The following is a 20,056-nucleotide window of genomic DNA, read 5'->3' as shown; positions in this document are numbered from 1 at the left end:
CCGGACCACCGCTGGAAGACGGTGGACGGACGCCTCGTCCTGGCGTTCGATCAGGGCCAGGTCCGCGAGACCGCGGCGACGCACATCCGTCCGCCGATGCTCCCCGTCTGCCCCGCCGAGAGCCTGCCGAAGTCCTGCTCCGCGAACAGCCACCGGCATTGCCCGCCGAGGAGCCACGTCTTCTCCACGGCGAGGTCGAGTCCTGCCGCCGCGTACACGCCGCCCGTGACGCCGCTCTCGGCCACCTCGCCGGGGAAGCCGAGCGTCGTTCCCGCGAGCGTGAGCTTCGACACGAGAACGGTCACGCCCCCTCCCGCCCACGGCCGAAGGATCCCGAGCGGCGCGATCCCGCGGACGCCCGCGCCGAGACCCAGCGACGACAGGCTCATGCGACTGCCCTTCGTCTCGAACGTCCCCGGTGGCGGGGCGGTGCTGGAGGAGAACTGACCGTACCCGTAGGTCAGGTCGAGGTCCACGCCGAGCCACGGCCGCGGGCGATACGTCCCCCCGAGCAGGAGCGCGATCCCGCCGCTCGGATCGTCGAGGGCGCCGGGCGTGCCGCGTGGCGAGAACCAGCCCACCGCGGCACGAAGCGCGGACGCACCCGGCGTCTGCGGGGCCGCCTTCACGACCGGCCTGGGCGCGGCGGGCGAGACGGGCCCGGGCTCCGACGCCGCGGTCGCCCACGGTTCCGGCGCTCCCTCCGGCTCGCTCGGCGGCGGCGGAGGCGCGCGGGGAGGCTCCGGAGCCGCCACGACGGCGATGCCACGCCTGTCCGTCCAGGCGCGCACCGCGGCGTCCGAGAGCAGCCGGTCCACGAACGCGCGGCCGGCGTCCTGGAGCGCGAGCGCCACCGCATCGCCGATGCAGGACCCGAGCGGCGGCGGCTGCTGCTCGCCGACGGTCTCCGTGGTCCAGCGCGCGATCGGCTCGCCGGTCGGTGTCGAGAGCTCCCAGCCGAGGGCGATGCTGGCCCGGCAGGCGGTTGCGTCGAACCCCGAGGGCGAGCGGAGCTCGAATGCGGCGAGCCGGACGTCGAGCACGGCGTCGACGCCTTCCGGCGAGGCAGTCGCCGAGAGGGGCTTGGTCCGCGCGAAGACGCTGGGGAGGAGCCGATCGCACAGGGCCTCGACGGAGCGCCCCACCGGCGTGACCGATCGGACGGAGGTCCAACCCCATCCCGGCCCCGAGGCGACGCCCGATCGCTCTGCGAGGCCAGGCTCGAACCGGACGCCCACGTTCGCCTCGATGCGCCGCGCGGGCGGCGGCTCGACGACGGGCTGCGGGATCGTCTCACGATGCGTGAACGTGCATCCGCCGCAGGCGAGCGCGACGATCGCGCAGGCGATCCGGACGCGCGCTGCCGCCCTCCACCGCTCTCCTGGCATCCCGACCTCCGCCGGACAGCCTAGCAGGCGGGAGGCGAGCGGTGCAGCCATGCGCCGCATGGCCGGGAAGGCGTTCGCCGAGCCGGGCAGGATGGAGGCGCGCGCGATGAGCGGGCGCGCTCGCGCTCACCAGGCCGCGAGGGGACCGGCGCCCAGGCGGCTCGAGTGCCCCTCCAGGCCCAGGTAGACATCGCGGCCCAGGTGAAACGGCAGCCCCCAGTCCACCCCGCTCGACGCCGCCGCGGGCCCGCCCACCTCCGAGGATACGTCGACGTTCGCGGGCAGGGCATCGAAGTCGGCGACCTGGAACGTCAGCGTGCTCGAGGGGGACCCGGCGGCTCCGGAGTCGGTGGCGGACAGCGTCGTCGTCGAGGCCGGGCAGAACCAGTCCGCGTTCGGCGCGGGGCAGACCGTGAGCCCCGTGCCGGGCGGCGCCGGGAAGAAGAGCCCGTTCGAGCCGGTGTCGAGGAACGCGGGCTCCGTCGCGCCGCCGAGCGTGCTGCGAAGGTTCCCCTGGGCGTCGAGCGGATAGGCCAGCACCGACGAGGGCGGGACGTTGTTGCTGCGGGTGCCGATGCCGAGGACGAGCTCACCGTCGATGGCGGTGGCGCCCGTCGCCGGGACGGCCGGGAGCCGGACGATGACGCCGTTCCCGTCGAGCGGCAGCGCGGCCACCGGGTTCTGGACCTGGGAGTCGACCGGGAGCGCGGCGCCGTCGCAGGTCGCGCCGCACGCGAAGTAGATCCCGTTGTCGGTGCTGGTGCAGGCGTCCCCGCAGTCCTGCTCGAACACGCCGACGCCGAGGATGCCGTTGTAGCCGGCGGTGGCGGGGTCGGGATCGGCGCCCTGGCAGGCGGATGGGCGGCTCGCGAACGTCGCGTCGACGAGCTGGATGGGAACGCGCACGGGCGCCTCGCCGCCGAGCACCACGCCCGCCTGGACCACCGGGCCCCACTGCGAGGAGCCGTCCAGGTAGCTCACGCACTCCGCGACGGCTCGACCGCCCGACGTGACGGGTGCGAGCGGAAGCGTCAGGACCTGCGAGAAGACCCGGAGGCCGGTGCTCCCGGTGTCGAGGAGCACGTCGTCGATCGTCTGGCAGCTCGAGGTGCCCGGCACGCAGACGGTCACGCTGACGCAGGGCTTGTTGAGGTACGAGCCCGCGGAGCACCCGGCGCCGTTCACGCTGACCGGCACGACGTTCGGGAGGGGGCCGGTCGTGCCCCCGGGGCCCGACGGCGATGCTGCCGGTCCACCACCACCACCACCGCCGCACGCCGCTGCGAGGAGCGGGATCCAGAGCCAGATCGCGCGAGACACGTCACCTGACCTCGTCCAGATTCACTCTCTGTGGAACGAGGGATGGGACGTACGCTCGGCCGTGCAGGTCGCGGGCGTGGCCCCAGGTCTCGACGACGAGGTGCGCCGACCGGACGCGCCGGGGGCCGCGGCCGTTCCGCGGGCCCGACGCCGCCGCTCGGTACTCGTGATCGTAGGTTCCGAGCAGCGGGGCGAGATCGGGACGCGCCAGCCCGGCCCAGGTGACGGCGAAGACGGTGCCGGAGGGATCGGCGAACTCCCGGACGACGACGGTCGCTCCCCGCAGCTCGTGGACCGTGACCCCGCTTCGCGCGGTGGCCGGTCCGCGCACCATCGCCAGGGCCTCGCGGTCCCGGTCCACGGTCGCCTGTGGCTCCCCCAGGGTGGCGCGAGCGCGGGAGCCGGCGCCGAGCAGCGCGACGACCACCCCGATCCCGATGAACAGCCTCTGCGTCGTCATCGCTCCTCCGATGGGCGGACCACCCAACCACAACCCCAGGGTGCGTCGTCGGTTACCTGGAAACCGCGAGGCGGCCCTTTCGGGTAGGTTGGGCACTCGCGGTCCGCGCCGCTCACCGGGCGCTTCCCCCCCGGCGCGGCGTCGGCGGATCGGGGATGGCACCGCTCGGGCGGTGAGCGCGAGCCGCTCAGGAGTGCGTGCGCAGCCACGGCTCGACGATGGCGAGGAACCGGTCCGGCACCTGGAGCTGCGGGACGTGCCCGACGCCCTCGAGCACCTCCAGCCGCCAGTCCGGCCGCTCCGCCGCGAGCGCCCGCGCGGCCGGGAGGCGGACGAGCCGATCGCGATCGCCCTGGATCACGAGCGCCGGGGCGCGGATGCCGGCGACCATCTCGAAGAACTTCCGGCGACGGAGGAGCCGGTTCATGAGGGAGCGCTGCGCGGCGAGGAAGTCCGCCGCCGCGCGCCGGCCGAGCGCGCCGTGCTCGGTCGCCACCGCGACGTGCGCCTCGTAGACGTCCCGCGCCAGCGTTCCGTGATCGACGCCGCAGAGGAGCAAGAGGTCCCGGACCCGCGACTCCGGGCTGCGCCGGGACCTGGCGAGCATCAGCGCCTCGCCCAGGACGGGCGTCGCCATCGCCGCGAACAGCGCGAGGACCCCGCGATCGAACCCGCCGCCCGGGGCGAGCGGCACGGCCGCGTCGACCAGGACGAGCGCCGAGACCCGCGCCGGCTCCGCGGCGGCCTCGGCGAGCGCGAGATAGCCGCCCATCGAGTTCCCAATCACCACCGCGGGCGCACCGGCCACGACCGCCAGGAACCGGTCGAGGAGGAGCCGGTTCGCGCCCACGCGCGCGGTGCGCCCGCGCGATGGGGTCCGGCCGTGCCCGGCGAGATCGAGCGCGAGCACGCGACCGTGGGCGCGGAGTCGCGGCGCGACGCAGAGCCAGTTCTGGAGCGCGCCGCCCAGCCCGTGGACGAGCACGATCGGAGGGCCCGACCCGCCGAAGTCCGCGTAGTGGACCGGCCCTCCGAGATCCGCGACGCGGTACTCGAGCTCGTACACGCTCACCCGTGCCCCCGCGCCGGCGCGACCGCGCGGGCCGCGGCCACGAGCTCGGCCAGCGCGGCCGGGATCGCCGCGGACAGCACGGCGAGGTCCCGCTCACGCTCGGCGCCTCCGAGCAGACCGACGCCGATCGTTCCGGCGTAGCTGAAGAGGCCGACGGAGAGGCTCTGGCCGCGGGCGAGCGGGATGGCCGGGTGGCAGGCGGCGAGCCTCCGTCCGAGCAGCCACCGCGCCGCCGGCGGGCCCGGGATGTTCGAGACGACCAGGTTGAAGGGGTGCAGCGCGAGCACGATCCGGATCGCCTCCCCGGCGACGAGCGCGGGCGCGAGCTCGCCGAGGTGGGTGAAGGCGAGGACTCCCGTCGCCTGCCGGTCCGCCTTGAGGCGCCGGGTCGCCTCCGAGATCCGGCGCAGGCGCGCGACCGGGTCCGGCTCGCCGAGCGGGAGCGGGCACAGCACGAGCGCGACCTGGTTGCCGTACGTGCCCCGCGCGGCCTCGGGCCGGACGTTCACGGGCACGAACACCCGGATCGCGTCCGGGACGGCGTCGCCGCGCGCGACGAGCAGCGTCCGGGCCGCCCCGGCGACGACCGCGAGGAGCACGTCGTTCACCGTGCCGCCGAGCGTCGCGCGGACCTCCTGCGCGTCGGCCAGGGAGAGCGCGGGCATCGCCCAGCTGCGCCCCGGCCCGGTGATGGTGTCGAGCGGCCACCGTCTCGCGGTGAGGCCCAGCGCGAGCCTGGCGAGTGGCCGCGCACCGAGGACGAGGTCGCGCAGCACGCTCCGTCCCTCGGTGCCGGGCTCCAGCGCTTCGCGTGCGAGGCGCACCGGCCGCGCGACCTGGTCGCGGAGCGCGTCGACGAGCCGCGCCACCGGGCCCGGCGCCGGCCGGGGGCGCCAGGGAGCACGCTCGGCCGCGGCGGGCGCGGCCCGCGTCGCGTCGGTGATCGCGAGCAGGAAGTCCACCCCCCCGATGCCGTCGAGGAGACAGTGATGCGTCTTCGAGAGGAGCGCGAAGCGATCGGGCCCGAGGCCCTCGACGAGCTCGAGCTGCCAGAGTGGCCGGCGGAGATCGAGCGGCTCCGCGAAGAATCGCGCCGCGCGCTCGCGCAGGGCGCCGGCGCCGCCAGGCGAAGGGAGGAGGCTCCGGCGGACGTGTGTGGCGACGTCGAGGCTCGCGTCGTCGACCCAGATCGGCCGCCCGAGCTGGAACGGCACGAACGCGAGCCGCTGCCGGTACCGCGGGACGCGGTCGAGCCGGGCGGTGATGTGGGCGAGCAGGTCCGCGTGGGACGGCGCCCCCCCCTCGAAGACGAGCACGCCGCCGACGTGCATGTGCGCGCACGGCTCCTCGAGGTCGAGGAACATCGCGTCCACCGGCGTCAGCCGCTCGGTCCCGCTCACATGGGCACCCCGTGCAAAGGTACGCCTGCTGGCGGGCCCGGACGTGCGGCAACTTCGGCGCCGCTCGACCGGGGCGCCTCGTCCGGCCAGGGGAAGCGACGTCGCGAGGGCGCACGCACCCAGGCGCCCGCCCCCTCCTCGCCATGCACGCTCTGCCGATGCCGCGTAGCGCGGCCCGCCGCTCTCGCCGAGCAGGCGACGCGCGCAGGAGCTCGTTAACTACAGCGCCGACTCGAAGGAAGGCGACCATGCCGCTCAGCCACTACGTCACCCTCGGCCGATCCGGTCTTCGCGTCAGCCCCGTCTGCCTGGGCGGCATGACGTTCGGCGAGGATCTCGGCTGGGGCTCCAGCGTCGAGACGTCGAACGCCATCCTGGACCGGTTCCTGGCGCTGGGTGGCAACTTCATCGACACCGCCAACGTCTACACGAACGGACACTCGGAGAAGATCATCGGCGACCACATCGGCCGTACGCCGTCCAGGCGCGACCGCGTCGTCATCGCCACGAAGTTCTTCGGGAACCTGTTCGCGGAGGATCCGAACGGCGGCGGCGCGGGGGCCAAGTCGCTCATCGCGGCCGTCCACGAGTCCCTGCGACGCCTCCAGACCGATTACGTCGACCTCCTGTGGATGCACGCGTGGGACCGCAACACGCCCATCGAGGAGACGCTGCGCGCGCTCGACGCCCTCGTCCGCGCGGGCAAGGTCCGGTACGTCGGGTTCTCGGACACGCCCGCGTGGAAAGTGGCGCAGGCCCAGCTCGTCGCCCAGTTCCGGGGCTGGACGCCGCTCGTGGCGCTGCAGATCGAGTACTCGCTGCTGGAGCGCACGGTCGAGGGCGAGCTCATCCCGATGGCGCGGGAGCTGGGCCTGGGCGTCACGCCCTGGTCGCCGCTGAAGAGCGGCGTGCTCAGCGGCAAGTACACCCGCGAGAACGCCGGCAAGGTGAAGGCCGACCGCGGCGCGTGGGTGGAGGGCAACCTGAACGAGCGGGCCTACTCCGTGATCGACGTGCTGCTGCGCGTCGCGAAGGAGCTGGACGCCTCGCCGGCGCACGTGGCGCTCGCATGGGTGAGCGGACGCCCCGGCGTCTCCTCCACCATCATCGGTGCGCGGACGCTGCAGCAGCTCGAGGACAACCTCGGCGCGCTCGAGGTGAAGCTCACCCCGGAACAGGTGGCCGCGCTCGACGAGGTGTCGAGGCCCACGCTGGACTTCCCCGCCGGCTTCCTCGAGAACGCGCCCGTGTTCATGCACGGCGGGCTCACCGTGAACGGCGTCACCGCGCCGCCGTGGCCGCTGGCGCCGAAGCCGGGCGCCGAGCGGTACTGAGCTCGGCTGGCGGCGAGGAGCGACGGAGGTCGGGGCGGATGAAGGAGACGACCGGAGGTGTCGCGGTGGACCCGCGGTTCGCCGAGGTGGTCCGGGCCTTCTCGTCGAAGCCTGGCGTCACCGCCGGGAAGACGATGGCGAGCCCCGGCCTGAAGGCGCGCGGGAAGATCTTCGCGATGCTGGTGCGAGGGCGACTCGTCGTGAAGCTCCCCCGCGAGCGCGTCGATGCGCTGGTGGCGGCCGGGCGCGGCGCGCGTTTCGACCCGCGGCGCGATGGACGGACGATGAAGGAATGGATCGTGGTCGAGGGAGATGACCCGCCCTGGACCGAGCTCGCTGGCGATGCGTACCGGTTCGTGCTGGGCACCGGAGGAGCGGCCCGGACCCGGCGGCGCCGATGAGAGCCAGGCGGACGACGAGCGGCCGACCTGCGCACCTTCGCCTCGACGGCGCGAGGCGCGCTTCCGCGGAGCTCGACCTCGGCGGAATCAGCCCTTCAGGTACGCGTCGGATCACGCTCCGGGAATATCCGACGGCTCGCGCGTGATCTCGACCGCAGCGCTGCGCGCGAACCGCAGGGATCCGGGCTTCTCGACGTGGACGTCGACGCGGCGCACGCCGACGTGCCCGAGGCAGAGCGCCGCGATGCGCTCGGCGAGCGCCTCCACGAGGCGGTAGCGCGAGCCTTCGGCTGCGGCCAGGATCTGCTTCTTGATGGCACGGTAGTCGATCGCGTCCTCGAGCCGATCACTCTGGCCGGCTCTTCGCAGGTCCGCGTGCAGCGTCACCGTGACGAGGACGTCCTGCATCTCGCGGCGTTCCTCGTCGTCCACGCCGAGCACGCAGCGCACCAGCAGATCCTTGATCATGATCCGGTCGTCCATTGGCCCCCTCCGGCTCGGCGCCTCGTCTACCGCGCGTGTTCCCGCAAGACGTCGTCGATGGCGTCGCGCAGGACGACCGCGCCGTTGTGCTCCTCGTCGCGCGCGCCGTACACCAGCGTGACCGTGCCGCGCGCGGCGCGCTGCGTCAGCTCGTTCAGGATGGCGCGCGCCGAGCCGGTTCGCAGCTCGGCGTGGTAGCGCCTCGCGAACTCGTGAAAGCGGGCGGGATCGTGCCCGAACCAGCGGCGCAGCTCGGGGGTCGGCGCAACGTCCTTCGCCCAGAGCGCGAGCGGGAGCGCCTCCTTCTTGATGCCCCTCGGCCAGAGTCGGTCGACGAGCACGCGGTACCCGTCGCTCCGGCTGGCCTTCTCGTACGCGCGCTTGATCTTCACCATCGCCTCTCCTCACAGGTGACGCCGGCCGACGAGCGTCAGGAACTCCGTCCTGGTCGCCACCGAGCGGCGGAAGCACCCGAGCACGGCCGACGTGGTCATCATCGAGTTCTGCTTCTCCACGCCGCGCATCATCATGCAGAGGTGCTGCGCCTCGACGACGACGCCGACGCCATCCGCGCCGACCGATTCCATGACGGCGGCCGCGACCTCCTCCGTGAGCCGCTCCTGGATCTGCAGCCGCCTCGCGAAGTGGTCCACCAGCCGCGCCAGCTTGGAGATGCCGAGGACGCGCCCCCGTGCGATGTAGCCGACATGCGCCCGTCCGAAGAAGGGCAGGATGTGGTGCTCGCACATGCTGTACAGCTCGATGTCGCGCGCGATCACCATGTTGTGGGTCGGCTGTGCGAACACCGCCTGGTGGACGATCTCGTCGATCGTCCCTCGATGGCCGGACGTCAGGAACGTGAGTGATCGCGCCACGCGCGCCGGCGTCTGCCGGAGTCCCTCCCGATCCGGGTCCTCGCCGAGCTCACGGAGCAGCTCCCGCACCAGCTCCTCAACCCTGGCGGTGTCCATGAACGACATACCTCCTGCGCAGCTCGCGCGTGAGCTGGACGAGCGGCTTCATCGGATACGGCGGAAGAGCTTGCGCCAGCGAAGCGAGGGGCACGCCCGCCCCGGGGAGCACGAGGTCGGGAGCCAGCTCCAGCAGCGGGAGCGCCACGAAGCGGCGCGCCGTGACGTCGGGATGTGGAAGCGGAAGATCGGCCGTGCTCGAGACGACGTCGCCGTACAGGAGGAGGTCGAGGTCGATCTCCCGTGGAGCGAAGCGGTCGGCCCCGCGCCGCCGCCCGACGGCCTCCTCGACGTCGCGCAGCAGGGTCTTCAGGCCGGAGGGCGTCGCGAGATCGCCGACCTGGGCGACGCCGTTGACGAATGGCGGATGAGTGGGCCGCTCGAGGGCCGGCGTGACGAAGAACGTGGAGAGCGCCAGCACGCCGACCGTGTCGCCGAGGCGCTGGAGCGCGTTCGCCACGTTCGTCTCCGGCGCGACGCTCGATCCGATGCCGATGAAGACCCGCGCCGTCATGCCGGCCTCGCGGAGGGCTCGAGCAGGTGGCGCCCTCCATCGACGAAGATGACCTGTCCCGTGATGAACCGGCTCTGCAACAGAAAGAGCACCGCGAGCGCGACGTCTTCGGGGGCTCCGTGGCGTTTCAGCGGCAGGTCGTGCGCGAGCCGCTCGAGATACGCCTCGTCCTCGCCGGGCGGCGGCAGGATGAGTCCCGGCGCGACGGCGTTCACCGTCAGGCCCGGCGCGAACGCGACCGCCGCCATCCGCGTCAGGGCGAGGAGGAGCTGCTTGCTGAGGATGTACCCGGCATGCGCGAGGTCGAGGCCGGCGATCCGCGTGTCGAGCAGGTTCACGACCCTGCCCTGACCGAACAGCCGCGCGAAGGCGCGCGTCAGGATGAACGGCGACCAGGCGTTGATCTTGACGCTCCGGACGAAGCGGTCGAAGGCGGCCGTCTCCAGCGTGTCGCGCTCGAAGACGGACGCGTTGTTCACGAGGATGTCGATCGGCCCGACGAGATCCCTCGCGCGTGCGACGAGCAGCTCCGCCTCGGACGGCTGCTCGAGATCCGCCTGGAGTACTGCCGTCTGCACGCCAAGTCGCCCGAGCTCCGCCGCAAGCGCCTGCGCCGCGGCTTCCGAGCGATGGTGGTGGATGACCACGTTCGCGCCTGCAGAGGCCAGGGCCAGCGATACCGAGCGCCCGATACGCTTCGCGCCGCCCGTGACGAGCGCCGTGGTTCCGGCGAAAATCGCTCCCACGGACCCACCGTATTCATCGACGGGCGACGTCACGAGCCTCGGGCACGGAACCTGGCTGCCGCACGGGTCATCGCCGAGCGCGCGCCGGCCTGGCCGCCCAGCGCGATCGTCGGTGCGACTTCCGTGCTGCGCCGTGCACGCCGTCAATGAGCGGCATCGCGCCCGGCTTCGCCCCGGTCTCCGCTGGACGGGCGCACCCATTCGCCCGTCTGACGGTGGGCCTCCACCATCCAGAGCCACTTGTCGGTTCCGCGCGAGATCTCGGTGAAGATGTCCGACGTGTCCTGATCCTTCGCGCTCGCCGCGATCTCTATCGCCTGGCGCGCCGAGCGGCCGAACTGACCGAGTGCGTCTGCCACCGCGTCGACGTGCTCCTGGCCGTTGCCGCCGCCCGTCGCTGCGTACTCGTCCAGCGTGCTGCGCTCCGCCACTTGCCGCGCCGTCCCGTCGGCGACGCCGCCGAGCTGCACGGCTCGCTCCGCGACGAGATCCACGTACTCGTCCGCGTCGTCGACGATCTCGTCGAACAGCTTGTGCAGGGCGATGAACTGGGGGCCTTTGACGTTCCAGTGCGCCACCTTCAGCTGCGTGCGGAGGTCGATGGCGTCGGCCAGGCGGGCGTTGAGCAGCTCGATCATGCGCTCCCGGATCGATGGCGAGAGATCGTTCAGCGTTTCGTACATGGCGATACCTCGTGTGTGATCGAAGCCCGTTGCCTTCTGCCTCGGAGCCGACAAAGCACGTCACGCACGGGGCAGTCGTGGATGGAGGCGCGTCTGCGGATCGTCACGCCTCTCCGAGGCGAGCGCGCACCAGCCGGATGTGCTGCTTCAGCGTGTAGAGCCACCGCGAGAAGCTGAGGGGAACCCGCAGGTGATTCGCCCTGCTCTCGAGATCGGCGGCGCGACGCTCCAGGTCCGCGGTGTCGGAGCCTGGCGGGCGCGCCTCCAGCTCGCTCTCGATCCGCTTCAGCTCGCGGTAGAGCCGCACGATCCGTCGTTGCATGATGCTGCGGTAGATCCCCGGAACGCCGCGCAGGAGCGGAACGGCGATGCCGATGAACGGGACCAGGACGATGATCAGTCGTTCCACTGGCACGGCCATCCAGTAGGGGAGGTGGCGGTTCAGGAATGGACGGCCCGACTTGTAGAACCGGCGCGCCTCCTCGCCGAGCGGCACGTCCACGCCTTCCGCCGCCGGGAACTGGCCCGCCTTCTGGAAGATCCCGGGTCCGCCGTGGATCTCGGAGGCCGCGTCGAGCAGCAGGTACTGCACCGCCGAGCTCAGGTCGTCGCGTACGACCAGGCTGGTCTTGGTGGCGAGCAGCGTCACGTCGTGGGGTGGCCGGTTCCGGGCGAGGTCCCCCACGCCGGCGGGCAGCACGAGCTTCTGCAGGGTCGGCTCGAGCGCGACGAAGGCGTCCGCCCGCGCGAAGCTCAGCACGCTGATGTCGGGAGCGGCCACGAGGCGCTGCACCAGCGGCGATTCCCAGGCGGCGACGAGCGCCATCCCGTCGATGCGCCCTGCCAGCAGCTCCTCGGCGGCGACGTCGGGACGCAGGGCCAGCGGCGCGTAGGAACGTGCCTCCGTGCCGAGGAGTCGCAGCAACCTCATCATCATGGCGCGCGTACCGCTGCCCTCGGGGCCGAACGAGACGCGGGGCCCGGCGAAGACCCGCCCCTGCGGCTCGCCTCGCCGGAAGATCCACACTGCCTGGAGGAACACCGTCCCGAGCGACACGAGCTCGTGCGATTCCTGCGCGCTGGTGGTCCCGGCCTGGAGGAGCGCCACGGCCACGCCCGAGCGCGGATCGCGCAGGAGCGCCAGGTTCTCGACGTCCCCCGCGGTCGGGCGGAGCCGCACCTCGAGCCCCTCGCGCGCCAGGATCTGGCGATAGCGCACGCCATACGCCGCGTAGGCGCCTCCGTCCGGTCCCGTCGCCATGACGACGACGCGGGGCGGCCGCGCTTGCCGACTCACGGCCCAGCCGATGCCGGCGAGGAACCCCAGCCCGACGAGCGCCAGGAGGACCAGGTAGGCGCCGCGCAAGCCGGGGTGTTCGACGGCGGTCGGTGCGATCGAGACGGGCTTCACTGAACGTAGCGCCGTGCGTTGTCGTTACGGGCGAAGGTCGTCGAGCCTCCCCGCGCGACGACCCTGACGCGGTGGTCGTTCCCTTGCTGGACCTCACCTGGTGGACCACTCGAACTGCGGATGAAAACGGGGTGCACTCTCGCGAGCCCATCGCGGCTCTTCCGCACCGGACGTGGAACGGACGCCCGATCGGCGCCGCTCTCCGCTGGCGCACGCAGACCGGACGTTCGAGCGGCGACACGGCTCGCCCCGCCCGCGGTCAGCTCTGGGTGAACGCTGCTCCGCCTCCGGAGGGTCCGAGGGTCACGACCGAGAGTTCCGCCGAAACCCCGGACTCACGGATCAGCCGCCGTACCGATCGTGGTTGCGCACCCAGGCCTGCGGCATCTCGAGGCCGTCCTCGTCGCGGCCCTTCGGGACGAGATCGAGCCAGTGATACGCACCGTTCAGGATGTCGATGTCGCGCGCGTTGGTCGAGTAGGAATGGAAGACGGCGCCGCTCGCGTCCCGGTAGAAGACGCTCGCGCCCTCGCGGTCGGTGTGGTCGTCGTCGGTGGTCGCGTAGTTGTACGTCACAGCCTTCCGCGCGAGGTCCTCGGGCCGGAACGAGACCTGGAAGTCGAGTTGAAGTCGCTCCGCAGCGAGGAGAGCCAGTCGAAGCGCCACCCCATCCGCGCCTTGAAGGCCTCGAGCTTCGCGAGCGGCGCCCGCGAGATCGCGACGAAGGTCACGTCGCGGTGGGCCAGGTGGACGGCGATCCCGTCGAAGTTGTCGGCCCAGAACGAGCAGTGAGGGCAGCCCTCGTCCCACTCCGGGGCGAACATGAAGTGGTACACGGCGAGCTGGCTGCGGCCCGCGAAGAGCTCCGGCAGCGTTCGCGGTCCGCCCGGTCCGTCGAACAGGTAGGGCTTCTCGACCCGCTCCCACGGGAGCGCGCGCCGTTGCCTGCTCAGCTCGTCCCGCAGTCGCGTGAACTCCTTCTCGGTGGCGAGGAACGCCCGCCGCGCCGCGAGCCACTCCTCGTGCGAGACCACCTCGTGGCCCTGGATGCGGCTCTGGCCGGACTGCTCCGTGCTGGGCTCCATCGTGTGTCCTCCTCTCCCCCGACCCGTGACACGTGACCCGCTCCAACGCTCGCCCCGACGTGCGGCAGGCCCACCTGGGCCGCCACGAGCTGGGACCAGATCCCCGCGCGGCGTGACGATGGATCCCGGGCGACGGGGCTCCCGACGGTCACTGGTCCCGGGGGACCACCTCGATCCCTGTCCGCTCAGGGAACGGTCGTCAGGGGGGAAAGCACGGGCTTACGCCCCGAACCGGCAAGCCACTGGGGAGTAGCAGGCGCGGGACTCGCTCCCAACATTCTCTGGTTCCCATGCGGCGCCAGCGGAATCGCACATCCGGGCAACGGCAGGTCCTCGTCGTCGACGACGACCGCGACCTCCGAGGCGTCCTCGTCGAAGCGCTCGGCGAGTCGGGTATCGGTGCGGTCGACGCGTTCGATGGCGTGGACGCGCTGGAGAAGGTCCGAGCCGGGGCGCCCCCGTGCGCCCTCTTGCTGGACCTCGACATGCCCCGCCTCACCGGACACGACGTCGTCGCCGAGCTCCGCGGCGACCGGGCGCTTTCGCGAATCCCGGTCATCACGATGACCGCCGCAGCCGCGCCGCTCGGCCTCCAGACGCACGGACATCTGGCGAAGCCGTTCGCGCTCGAGAGCATGCTCGGGCTGCTGTTCCGGGCCTGCCGCTGCTGTGCGCTCTGCGACGGCGCGGGCCCCGTGGTCGGGTCCATCTTCGCGGCACGCCGCGCTGCGGACCGGATGCGGCACTGACCGGCGCCGGTCACCGTCCACGACCCCCGGTGCACGGTTAGGGGCCGCGCCATGGGAGCGCACGCGCGCGAGGCGCCCCGCCGATGGCGATCCTGCCGATTCCAGCAGGGCGACAATGAGCGCCGTTTCTCGCACGCCCGGGGGGGCAGATGGCCACCACATCGGTGCAGCGCGCCTTCGGCCTCTGCGTGGGCGCGTCCACCGTCACCGCCGTCGAGCTGCGGCGGGATCGGGAAGACGAGGCGCCGCGGGTCGCGGGAGTCGTGCGGCGCAACCACCAGGGCAACCCGAAGGACGTCCTCGTCGACGTCATGGCCGGGCTCGCCACCGGCGACGCGCCCGTGCTGATCACCGGCCGTAGCCTGCGCACCTCGGTGGAGCTGCCCTCCATCGCCGAGCCGGAGGCGACCGAGTACGCCCTGCGCCAGGTGGCCCGCGGCGAGCGCTACGACACGCTCGTCTCCGCCGGCGGCGAGACCTTCATGGTGTACGCGCTGGACACCGAGCAGCGCATCGCCGCCGTGCACACCGGGAACAAGTGCGCCTCCGGTACCGGCGAGTTCTTCCTGCAGCAGACGCGCCGCATGGATCTGTCGCTGGAGCGGGCCGTCGAGCTCGGCCTGAAGGGCCGGCCCTACGCGGTGTCCGGGCGTTGCTCGGTGTTCTGCAAGTCGGACTGCACGCACGCCCTGAACAAGGGCGAGCCCATCGAGAACGTCACCGCCGGCCTGTGCGAGATGATCGCGTCGAAGGTCGCCGACCTCTGCGCGCGCATCCCGCACCGGAAGGTGATGCTCGTGGGCGGCACGGCGCTCAACGCCGCCGTGGTCCGCCATCTCGAGGCCCGCCTCGGGGGGCGGGTCCACGTGCCGCCCGAGGCCGCGTGGTTCGAGGCGCTCGGCGCTGCCCTGGCCGCGTTCGAGCGCGGCTCACCCGTCGCGCCGGGCCGCCCGCTCGTCCGCGCCGGCCACTCGAGCTTCGACTTCCTGCCGCCGCTGCGCGGTGCGGAGTCCCTGGTCCGCTTCGAGTCGCTGGAGTACGCCACGGCCGCGCCCGGCGACCGCTGCGTGGTGGGCCTCGACGTGGGGTCCACCACCACGAAGGCGGTGTTGCTGCGCGTCGGCGACGACCGCTTCCTCGGCTCGATCTACCTGCGGACCAGCGGCGACCCGGTGGAGGCCTCGCGGGCCTGCTTCCGAGCCCTGCTGCAGCGGCTCGCCGGCACGCGCGTGGAGGTGATCGGGATCGGCGTGACCGGCTCGGGCCGCCACATCGCCGGTCTGTACGCGCTCACCGAGGGCGTGGTGAACGAGATCGTGGCCCACGCCGCGGCCGCCGCCTTCTTCGACCCCGAGGTGGACACCATCTTCGAGATCGGCGGCCAGGACGCCAAGTACACCCACCTCACCCACGGCGTGGCGTCCGACTACGCGATGAACGAGGCCTGCTCCGCCGGGACCGGCTCCTTCCTCGAGGAGTCGGCGTTCGAGTCGTTCCACCTGCACGCCGACGAGATCGCGCCGCTCGCCCTCGCCGCCCGCCGGCCGCCGAACTTCAACGACCAGTGCGCCGCGTTCATCTCCTCCGACGTGAAGAACGCGGTGCACGAGGGCATCTCGCGCGAGGACGTGCTGGCCGGCCTCGTGTACTCGATCTGCCTCAACTACATGAACCGCGTGAAGGGCCACCGCCCGGTGGGCGAGAAGATCTTCATGCAGGGCGGCGTCTGCTACAACGCGGCGGTGCCGCTGGCGATGGCGGCGGTGCTGGGCAAGCCCATCGTCGTGCCGCCCGAGCCCGGGCTGATGGGCGCCTTCGGCGTCGCGCTGGAGGTGAAGAAGCGGATCGGCCTCGGGCTGCTCGAGGCGCGCCGCTTCGACCTCGCGGCGATCGCCGCGCGCCAGGTGGTCCACGAGGAGCCCTTCACCTGCCCGGGCGGGCGCGAGCGCTGCGACCTGAAGTGCCGCATCAGCCGGGTGGTGGTGGAGGGGAAGACCTATCCGTTCGGCGGCGCCTGCGCGAAGTACTACGACCTGCACCGCGGCCACGGCGCGGTGGACGCCGAGCGGCAGGATCTGGTGAAGGTCCGCACCCGGCTCCTCTTCGAGAAGTACGCCACCACCGCGCCGGCCGGCGCCGGCCCCACCGTCGGCATCAACCGCGCGTTGCTCACGCACGGCGTCTTCCCCCTCTACCATCGCTTCTTCACGGCGCTGGGTTGCCGGGTCGTGGTGCCCGATCGGATGAACGAGGCGGCGCTGACCCGCCAGACCACCTCGCTCTGCTACCCGTCCCAGCTCGCCATCGGCTTCTTCGATCGCCTCACCGAGCAGGCGCCGGACTGGTACTTCCTCCCGCAGGTGCGCGAGCTGTGGGTGCCGGGCGGCGACGACCGGCAGGACTTCTGCGCCACCTGCCTCTTCTCGCAGGGCGAGCCCTACTGGCTGCCGGCGGCCTTCGAGGACAAGGCCGTGCGCGGCCGCGTGCTCGCCCCGACGCTCAACTTCCGCGAGGGCTACGCATCGCAGGTGCGGGCCTTCGTGGACCTGGGCCACCGGCTCGGGTTCTCGCGGCGCGCCGCGGAGGCGGCCTTCGGCTCGGCCGTCGAGGTGCAGCACGCCTTCGAGCAGGAGTGCCGCGAGATCGGACGGGCTGCGCTGGAGCGGCTGCGGGCCACGCCGGGCGCCTTCGCGTGCGTCCTGTTCGGCCGCCCGCACAACGCGCTCACCGACGACGCCAACAAGGGCATCCCGCGGAAGCTCGCCAGCCGCGACGTGCTCGTCATCCCGTACGACATGCTCGACGCCCGCGGCGAGGAGCTGCCGGATCCCTTCCGCGCCAGCATGCACTGGGAGATCGGCCAGAAGCTGCTGCGCACGGCCCGGCTCGTGGCGCGCGACGAGCAGCTCTACGCCGTCTACGCCACCAGCTTCCTGTGCGCCTTCGATTCCTTCCTCGTGCCTCACGTGCGCCGCCTGCTGGGGCCCAAGCCCTCGCTGACGCTGGAGCTGGACGCGCACACCGCCGACGCCGGGATCAACACTCGCATCGACGCGTTCCTCGACGTGGTCCGGAACCACCGGCAGCTCCGGCGGACGCCTCCGGTCAGCGGCGACTTCCGACCGTCGCGGCTCGAGGCGGACGGCGATCAGCAGGTGTTCGTCGACTCGGCAGGCCGTCGCACGCCCTTCAAGGACCCTTCGGTGAAGGTGCTGCTGCCCTCCATGGGCGACCTCAGCACGCGCGCGCTCGCGGCCGCCATGCAGAGGGTGGGCGTGCACGCCGTGGCGCTGCCCCCGGGCGACGAGGAGGTGCGCCGCCTCGGCCGCTCGGTGCTCACCGGCAAGGAGTGCATCCCGCTGATCGCGATCCTGGGCTCCTTCCTGCGCTACCTGGAGCACCACCGGCGGCCGGGCGAGAAGTTGGCCATCTTCATGCCGCGGGCGCACGGCTACTGCCGCCTCGGCCAGTACTTCGTCACGACCGAGCTGCTCATTCGCGAGCGGCGCATCCCGGACGCCGTCCCGTTCTACTTCGCGGGCGAGGTCGGCTACGCGGGAATGGGATCCGAGTTCTCGCTGGTGGCCTGGAAGGCCATCGTCGTCTCGGACGTGCTCGACGACGTCCGCAACGCCCTCCTCGCGCTGGCCGTGGACGTCCCGGGGGCCCTGGCCGTCCTGGAGAAGGAGTTCGCCCGCGTCGTGGAGATCATCGCCGGCCGCTCCGACGTGGACCTCTACCGGCAGCTGGAGGCGACGTCGGCCCGCCTCGCCGCGATCCCGCTGCGCCTGCCCCTCGCGGACGCACCGCAGGTGGTGATCACCGGCGAGATCTTCGTGCGGCGCGACGGCTGGTCCAACGGAGGCCTGGCGCGGATCCTCGCGGAGAAGGGCTTCGTGGCGCGCAGCGCCTCCATCCACGAGTGGCTCTTCTACAACAACCACCTCATCAAGAAGGGCGTCTGGAAGCCCCGGTACCGGCTCAAGGACTGGTTCGAGTTCTACGTCTCGGACGCTGTGCAGCTCGTCACCGAGCGGAAGATCAAGGACATCCTCGGCCGCTCCGGCCTCTACGACCCCGAGCGGATCGACGTCTCGGAGTACGACCGGTACTCCGAGCACCTCATCTCGCACCGCCTCACCGGCGAGCCGGGGCTCTCCACCGGCAAGATCCTCAAGGACGGCCTCGACAAGGTGGCGGGCTTCGTCAACATCGGCCCGTTCGGCTGCATGGTGACCCGCTTCACGGAGGCGGTGGCCTCGAACCACCTCCGCCAGGAGGACAGGGCGCGGGCCTACGCCCAGGCCGGCGTGCCGTACGAGGGCGGCCGCTTCGGGCCGGACGACCGGATCCCGTTCCTCACCATCGAGGTGGACGGCAACCCGTACCCGCAGCTGCTCGTGGCCAAGCTGGAGAGCTTCTGCCTCCAGGCACGGCGGATCGCCGAGCGGCAAGGAAAGACGGTCCTCGAGCGCGGTCACCTGGCAGGACCGCGGCGCTGCGACGGCGGGGCCGTGCGCGGCTAGAAGCCGGTCATCGCCCGGACGGTGAAGCCGTCGTCCTTCAAGGTCGAGCTCCCGCCCGTGATCCGGTCGTCGAACTCGTGGTGCCGGTACTCGCCGATGAGCTTGAGGTTCTCGAGGACGAGGAACTGCAGCCCGCCGATGAGGTCCCATTCGCGCGGATGAGCCTTGCTGTCGCCGCCCGCGCCGGTGTCGTCGAAGTAGTCCCCCAAGATCCAGTCGTAGCGTGCGTAGACGACCGACCTCTTCGTCGGGAAGTAGTTGAGCTGGTGGAACCCGCCCCACCAGGCGAACTCCTTACCGTAGCCGGTGGGGTTGCTCTCGCGGCTGTAGAGTACGTTGTTCTCCAGCGAGACGGGGATCTTGAACGGCGCGAGGCTGAGCGTCGCATCGGGGCCGGCGCTGACCCGGGCGCTCTGGAAGTGTCCGTCCTTGATGATCCGGGCGCCGCCCGGGCCGGTCAGCGTCGCGGCCGAGATCATCGCGTCGTCGACGAGGTTCGGCGTCCAGATCCCGAACACCCCGAGCGCCTGGCCGTACCAGCGTCCCACGAACCGTCCGTACACGCCCTTCGCGAGGTTTCCGTCGGATGCGGCGTTGGACGCGGTCGTGCCGCCGACGTGGTACTCGAGCCACGGCGTCTGCGGCTTCGCGACCGCATCCACCGGGGCGCCGGGGACGATCATCCCGTTCACCTCGAGCAGTCCCTGCGGCTCGCTCAGCCGGAAGAGCCGGTCGGAGATCGCGGGATCCGTGAAGAGATCATCGACGCGGCGCGGGCTGATGTAGTCGAGACCGCGCCGCTCGTACACGAGGTACTGATTCACCGACAGTCGTACCTTGCCGGATGGATACGCGAGCGGCAGCTGGGTGATGCCGCCGAGGAGGTTCACGCTGTCGCGCGGCGCTCGGCTGCCGAGCAGGTTGTTCCACCAGAACTTCGCGACCTCGAAGACGGGCGTCTCGGTCGGCAGCTGGATGTTCCCGTGCTGCGCGACGCGGGCCTCGCCGGGCCCGGTCGGGGTGAACTCCCACGCCTTCGTCTCGAACATCGGGAACTCGATGAAGAACGAGAGGTGCTTGCCGAGCGGCGCGCTGAGGAAGATGGACGCATCGGCGACGGTGAAGTTGGACCCGGCGCGCGTGATGGGGCCGCTCTCTCCCGGCGGATCGCGCAGCGCCGCCGGCGCGTCCCGCTGCTCGCGGCGGTACTCGATCGCCACCCCGGTGATGAGCGAGATCGGGAAGACGCCCGGGAGCGACACCGCGCCTCCCTTGCCGATCTCGATCGGCTTGTCGAGCGGCGGGAGGTCCTGGCCTGCCATCGCGCGGTAGCCGCTCAGCCGGAACGTCGCGCCGTTGACGTTGAGGGATCCCCACATCGAGTGGCAGTTCGAGCAGTCCACGCCGTAGAGACGCGCGTAGGTCGGAACGGCCAAGGCGTTGGGGGCGAGACAGAGGCTGGATGCGACGGCTGCGACGAGGAGTCCTGCGCGGGCAGCGCTTTTCACCTGAT

17 protein-coding genes and 1 pseudogene are annotated in these 20,056 nt (G+C 72.0%); 4 read left to right on the top strand and 14 right to left on the bottom strand.

Features of this window, described 5'->3' with window-relative positions:
- Positions 1–50 precede the first annotated feature (50 nt).
- From AMOR_RS20565 to AMOR_RS20545, 5 genes are all read right to left on the bottom strand, one after another.
- Positions 51–1,388, bottom strand: coding sequence for a hypothetical protein (locus tag AMOR_RS20565; protein ID WP_248353637.1), 1,338 nt, complete (start codon positions 1,386–1,388; stop codon positions 51–53).
- A gap of 126 nt (positions 1,389–1,514) precedes the next feature.
- Complete coding sequence (locus AMOR_RS20560; protein ID WP_248353636.1) at positions 1,515–2,708, bottom strand: DUF3443 family protein; 1,194 nt, start codon at positions 2,706–2,708, stop codon at positions 1,515–1,517.
- Between the two features lies 1 nt (position 2,709).
- The gene (locus AMOR_RS20555) at positions 2,710–3,168 is read right to left on the bottom strand and encodes a DUF2844 domain-containing protein (RefSeq protein ID WP_248353635.1); all 459 of its coding nucleotides are present in this window, start codon (positions 3,166–3,168) and stop codon (positions 2,710–2,712) included.
- A 187-nt stretch (positions 3,169–3,355) separates the two neighbouring features.
- Positions 3,356–4,240 carry an alpha/beta fold hydrolase gene (locus tag AMOR_RS20550; RefSeq protein WP_248353634.1) on the bottom strand — a complete coding sequence of 295 codons (885 nt, stop codon included), beginning with the start codon at positions 4,238–4,240 and terminating at the stop codon, positions 3,356–3,358.
- Positions 4,237–5,640, bottom strand: coding sequence for a wax ester/triacylglycerol synthase family O-acyltransferase (locus AMOR_RS20545; protein ID WP_248353633.1), 1,404 nt, complete (start codon positions 5,638–5,640; stop codon positions 4,237–4,239). The genes AMOR_RS20550 and AMOR_RS20545 overlap by 4 nt, the downstream gene beginning before the upstream one ends.
- 248 nt (positions 5,641–5,888) lie before the next feature.
- Between AMOR_RS20545 and AMOR_RS20540 the strand changes: the two genes are divergently transcribed.
- Complete coding sequence (locus tag AMOR_RS20540; protein ID WP_248353632.1) at positions 5,889–6,974, top strand: aldo/keto reductase; 1,086 nt, start codon at positions 5,889–5,891, stop codon at positions 6,972–6,974.
- Positions 6,975–7,012: 38 nt separating this feature from the next.
- The gene (locus tag AMOR_RS20535) at positions 7,013–7,375 is read left to right on the top strand and encodes an MmcQ/YjbR family DNA-binding protein (RefSeq protein ID WP_248353631.1); all 363 of its coding nucleotides are present in this window, start codon (positions 7,013–7,015) and stop codon (positions 7,373–7,375) included.
- Between the two features lie 111 nt (positions 7,376–7,486).
- Here the strand turns inward: AMOR_RS20535 and folB are convergent, their stop codons facing one another.
- The 8 genes and pseudogenes from folB to AMOR_RS20495 form a co-directional block, all read right to left on the bottom strand.
- On the bottom strand, positions 7,487–7,858 hold the full coding sequence (gene folB, locus AMOR_RS20530) for a dihydroneopterin aldolase (protein WP_248353630.1): 372 nt from the start codon (positions 7,856–7,858) through the stop codon (positions 7,487–7,489).
- Between the two features lie 26 nt (positions 7,859–7,884).
- Positions 7,885–8,253 (bottom strand): DUF488 domain-containing protein, encoded by a 369-nt coding sequence (locus AMOR_RS20525; protein ID WP_248353628.1) that lies wholly within the window; start codon positions 8,251–8,253, stop codon positions 7,885–7,887.
- 9 nt (positions 8,254–8,262) lie between these two features.
- Positions 8,263–8,829 carry a GTP cyclohydrolase I FolE gene (folE, locus tag AMOR_RS20520; RefSeq protein WP_248353626.1) on the bottom strand — a complete coding sequence of 189 codons (567 nt, stop codon included), beginning with the start codon at positions 8,827–8,829 and terminating at the stop codon, positions 8,263–8,265.
- The gene (gene folK / locus AMOR_RS20515; RefSeq protein WP_248353625.1) at positions 8,810–9,343 is read right to left on the bottom strand and encodes a 2-amino-4-hydroxy-6-hydroxymethyldihydropteridine diphosphokinase; all 534 of its coding nucleotides are present in this window, start codon (positions 9,341–9,343) and stop codon (positions 8,810–8,812) included. The genes folE and folK overlap by 20 nt, the downstream gene beginning before the upstream one ends.
- Complete coding sequence (locus AMOR_RS20510; protein WP_248353624.1) at positions 9,340–10,122, bottom strand: SDR family oxidoreductase; 783 nt, start codon at positions 10,120–10,122, stop codon at positions 9,340–9,342. Before AMOR_RS20510 ends, folK begins: the two co-directional genes overlap by 4 nt.
- Before the next feature lie 110 nt (positions 10,123–10,232).
- Complete coding sequence (dps, locus tag AMOR_RS20505; protein ID WP_248353623.1) at positions 10,233–10,772, bottom strand: DNA starvation/stationary phase protection protein Dps; 540 nt, start codon at positions 10,770–10,772, stop codon at positions 10,233–10,235.
- Between the two features lie 103 nt (positions 10,773–10,875).
- Complete coding sequence (locus AMOR_RS20500; RefSeq protein WP_248353622.1) at positions 10,876–12,138, bottom strand: TAXI family TRAP transporter solute-binding subunit; 1,263 nt, start codon at positions 12,136–12,138, stop codon at positions 10,876–10,878.
- Positions 12,139–12,525: 387 nt separating this feature from the next.
- Positions 12,526–13,268 (bottom strand): annotated as a pseudogene (locus AMOR_RS20495) (DUF899 domain-containing protein).
- Between the two features lie 290 nt (positions 13,269–13,558).
- On the opposite strand from AMOR_RS20495, the gene AMOR_RS20490 reads away from it, so the two are divergent.
- Together AMOR_RS20490 and AMOR_RS20485 are read left to right on the top strand one after the other, a co-directional pair.
- On the top strand, positions 13,559–14,017 hold the full coding sequence (locus AMOR_RS20490) for a response regulator (RefSeq protein WP_248353621.1): 459 nt from the start codon (positions 13,559–13,561) through the stop codon (positions 14,015–14,017).
- Positions 14,018–14,166: 149 nt separating this feature from the next.
- Positions 14,167–18,543: an acyl-CoA dehydratase activase gene (locus tag AMOR_RS20485; protein ID WP_248353620.1), complete on the top strand. Its 4,377-nt coding sequence runs from the start codon at positions 14,167–14,169 to the stop codon at positions 18,541–18,543.
- Here the strand turns inward: AMOR_RS20485 and AMOR_RS20480 are convergent.
- Positions 18,540–19,979, bottom strand: coding sequence for a hypothetical protein (locus tag AMOR_RS20480; protein WP_248353619.1), 1,440 nt, complete (start codon positions 19,977–19,979; stop codon positions 18,540–18,542). The two genes, AMOR_RS20485 and AMOR_RS20480, sit on opposite strands and share 4 nt — an antisense overlap.
- Positions 19,980–20,056: the final 77 nt, after the last annotated feature.

This window comes from Anaeromyxobacter oryzae (genome assembly GCF_023169945.1).
Taxonomy (GTDB): Bacteria; Myxococcota; Myxococcia; order Myxococcales; family Anaeromyxobacteraceae; genus Anaeromyxobacter; species Anaeromyxobacter oryzae.
Note: the sequence above shows the minus strand (reverse complement) of the source record. Positions and strands in the feature narration are given on the sequence as shown.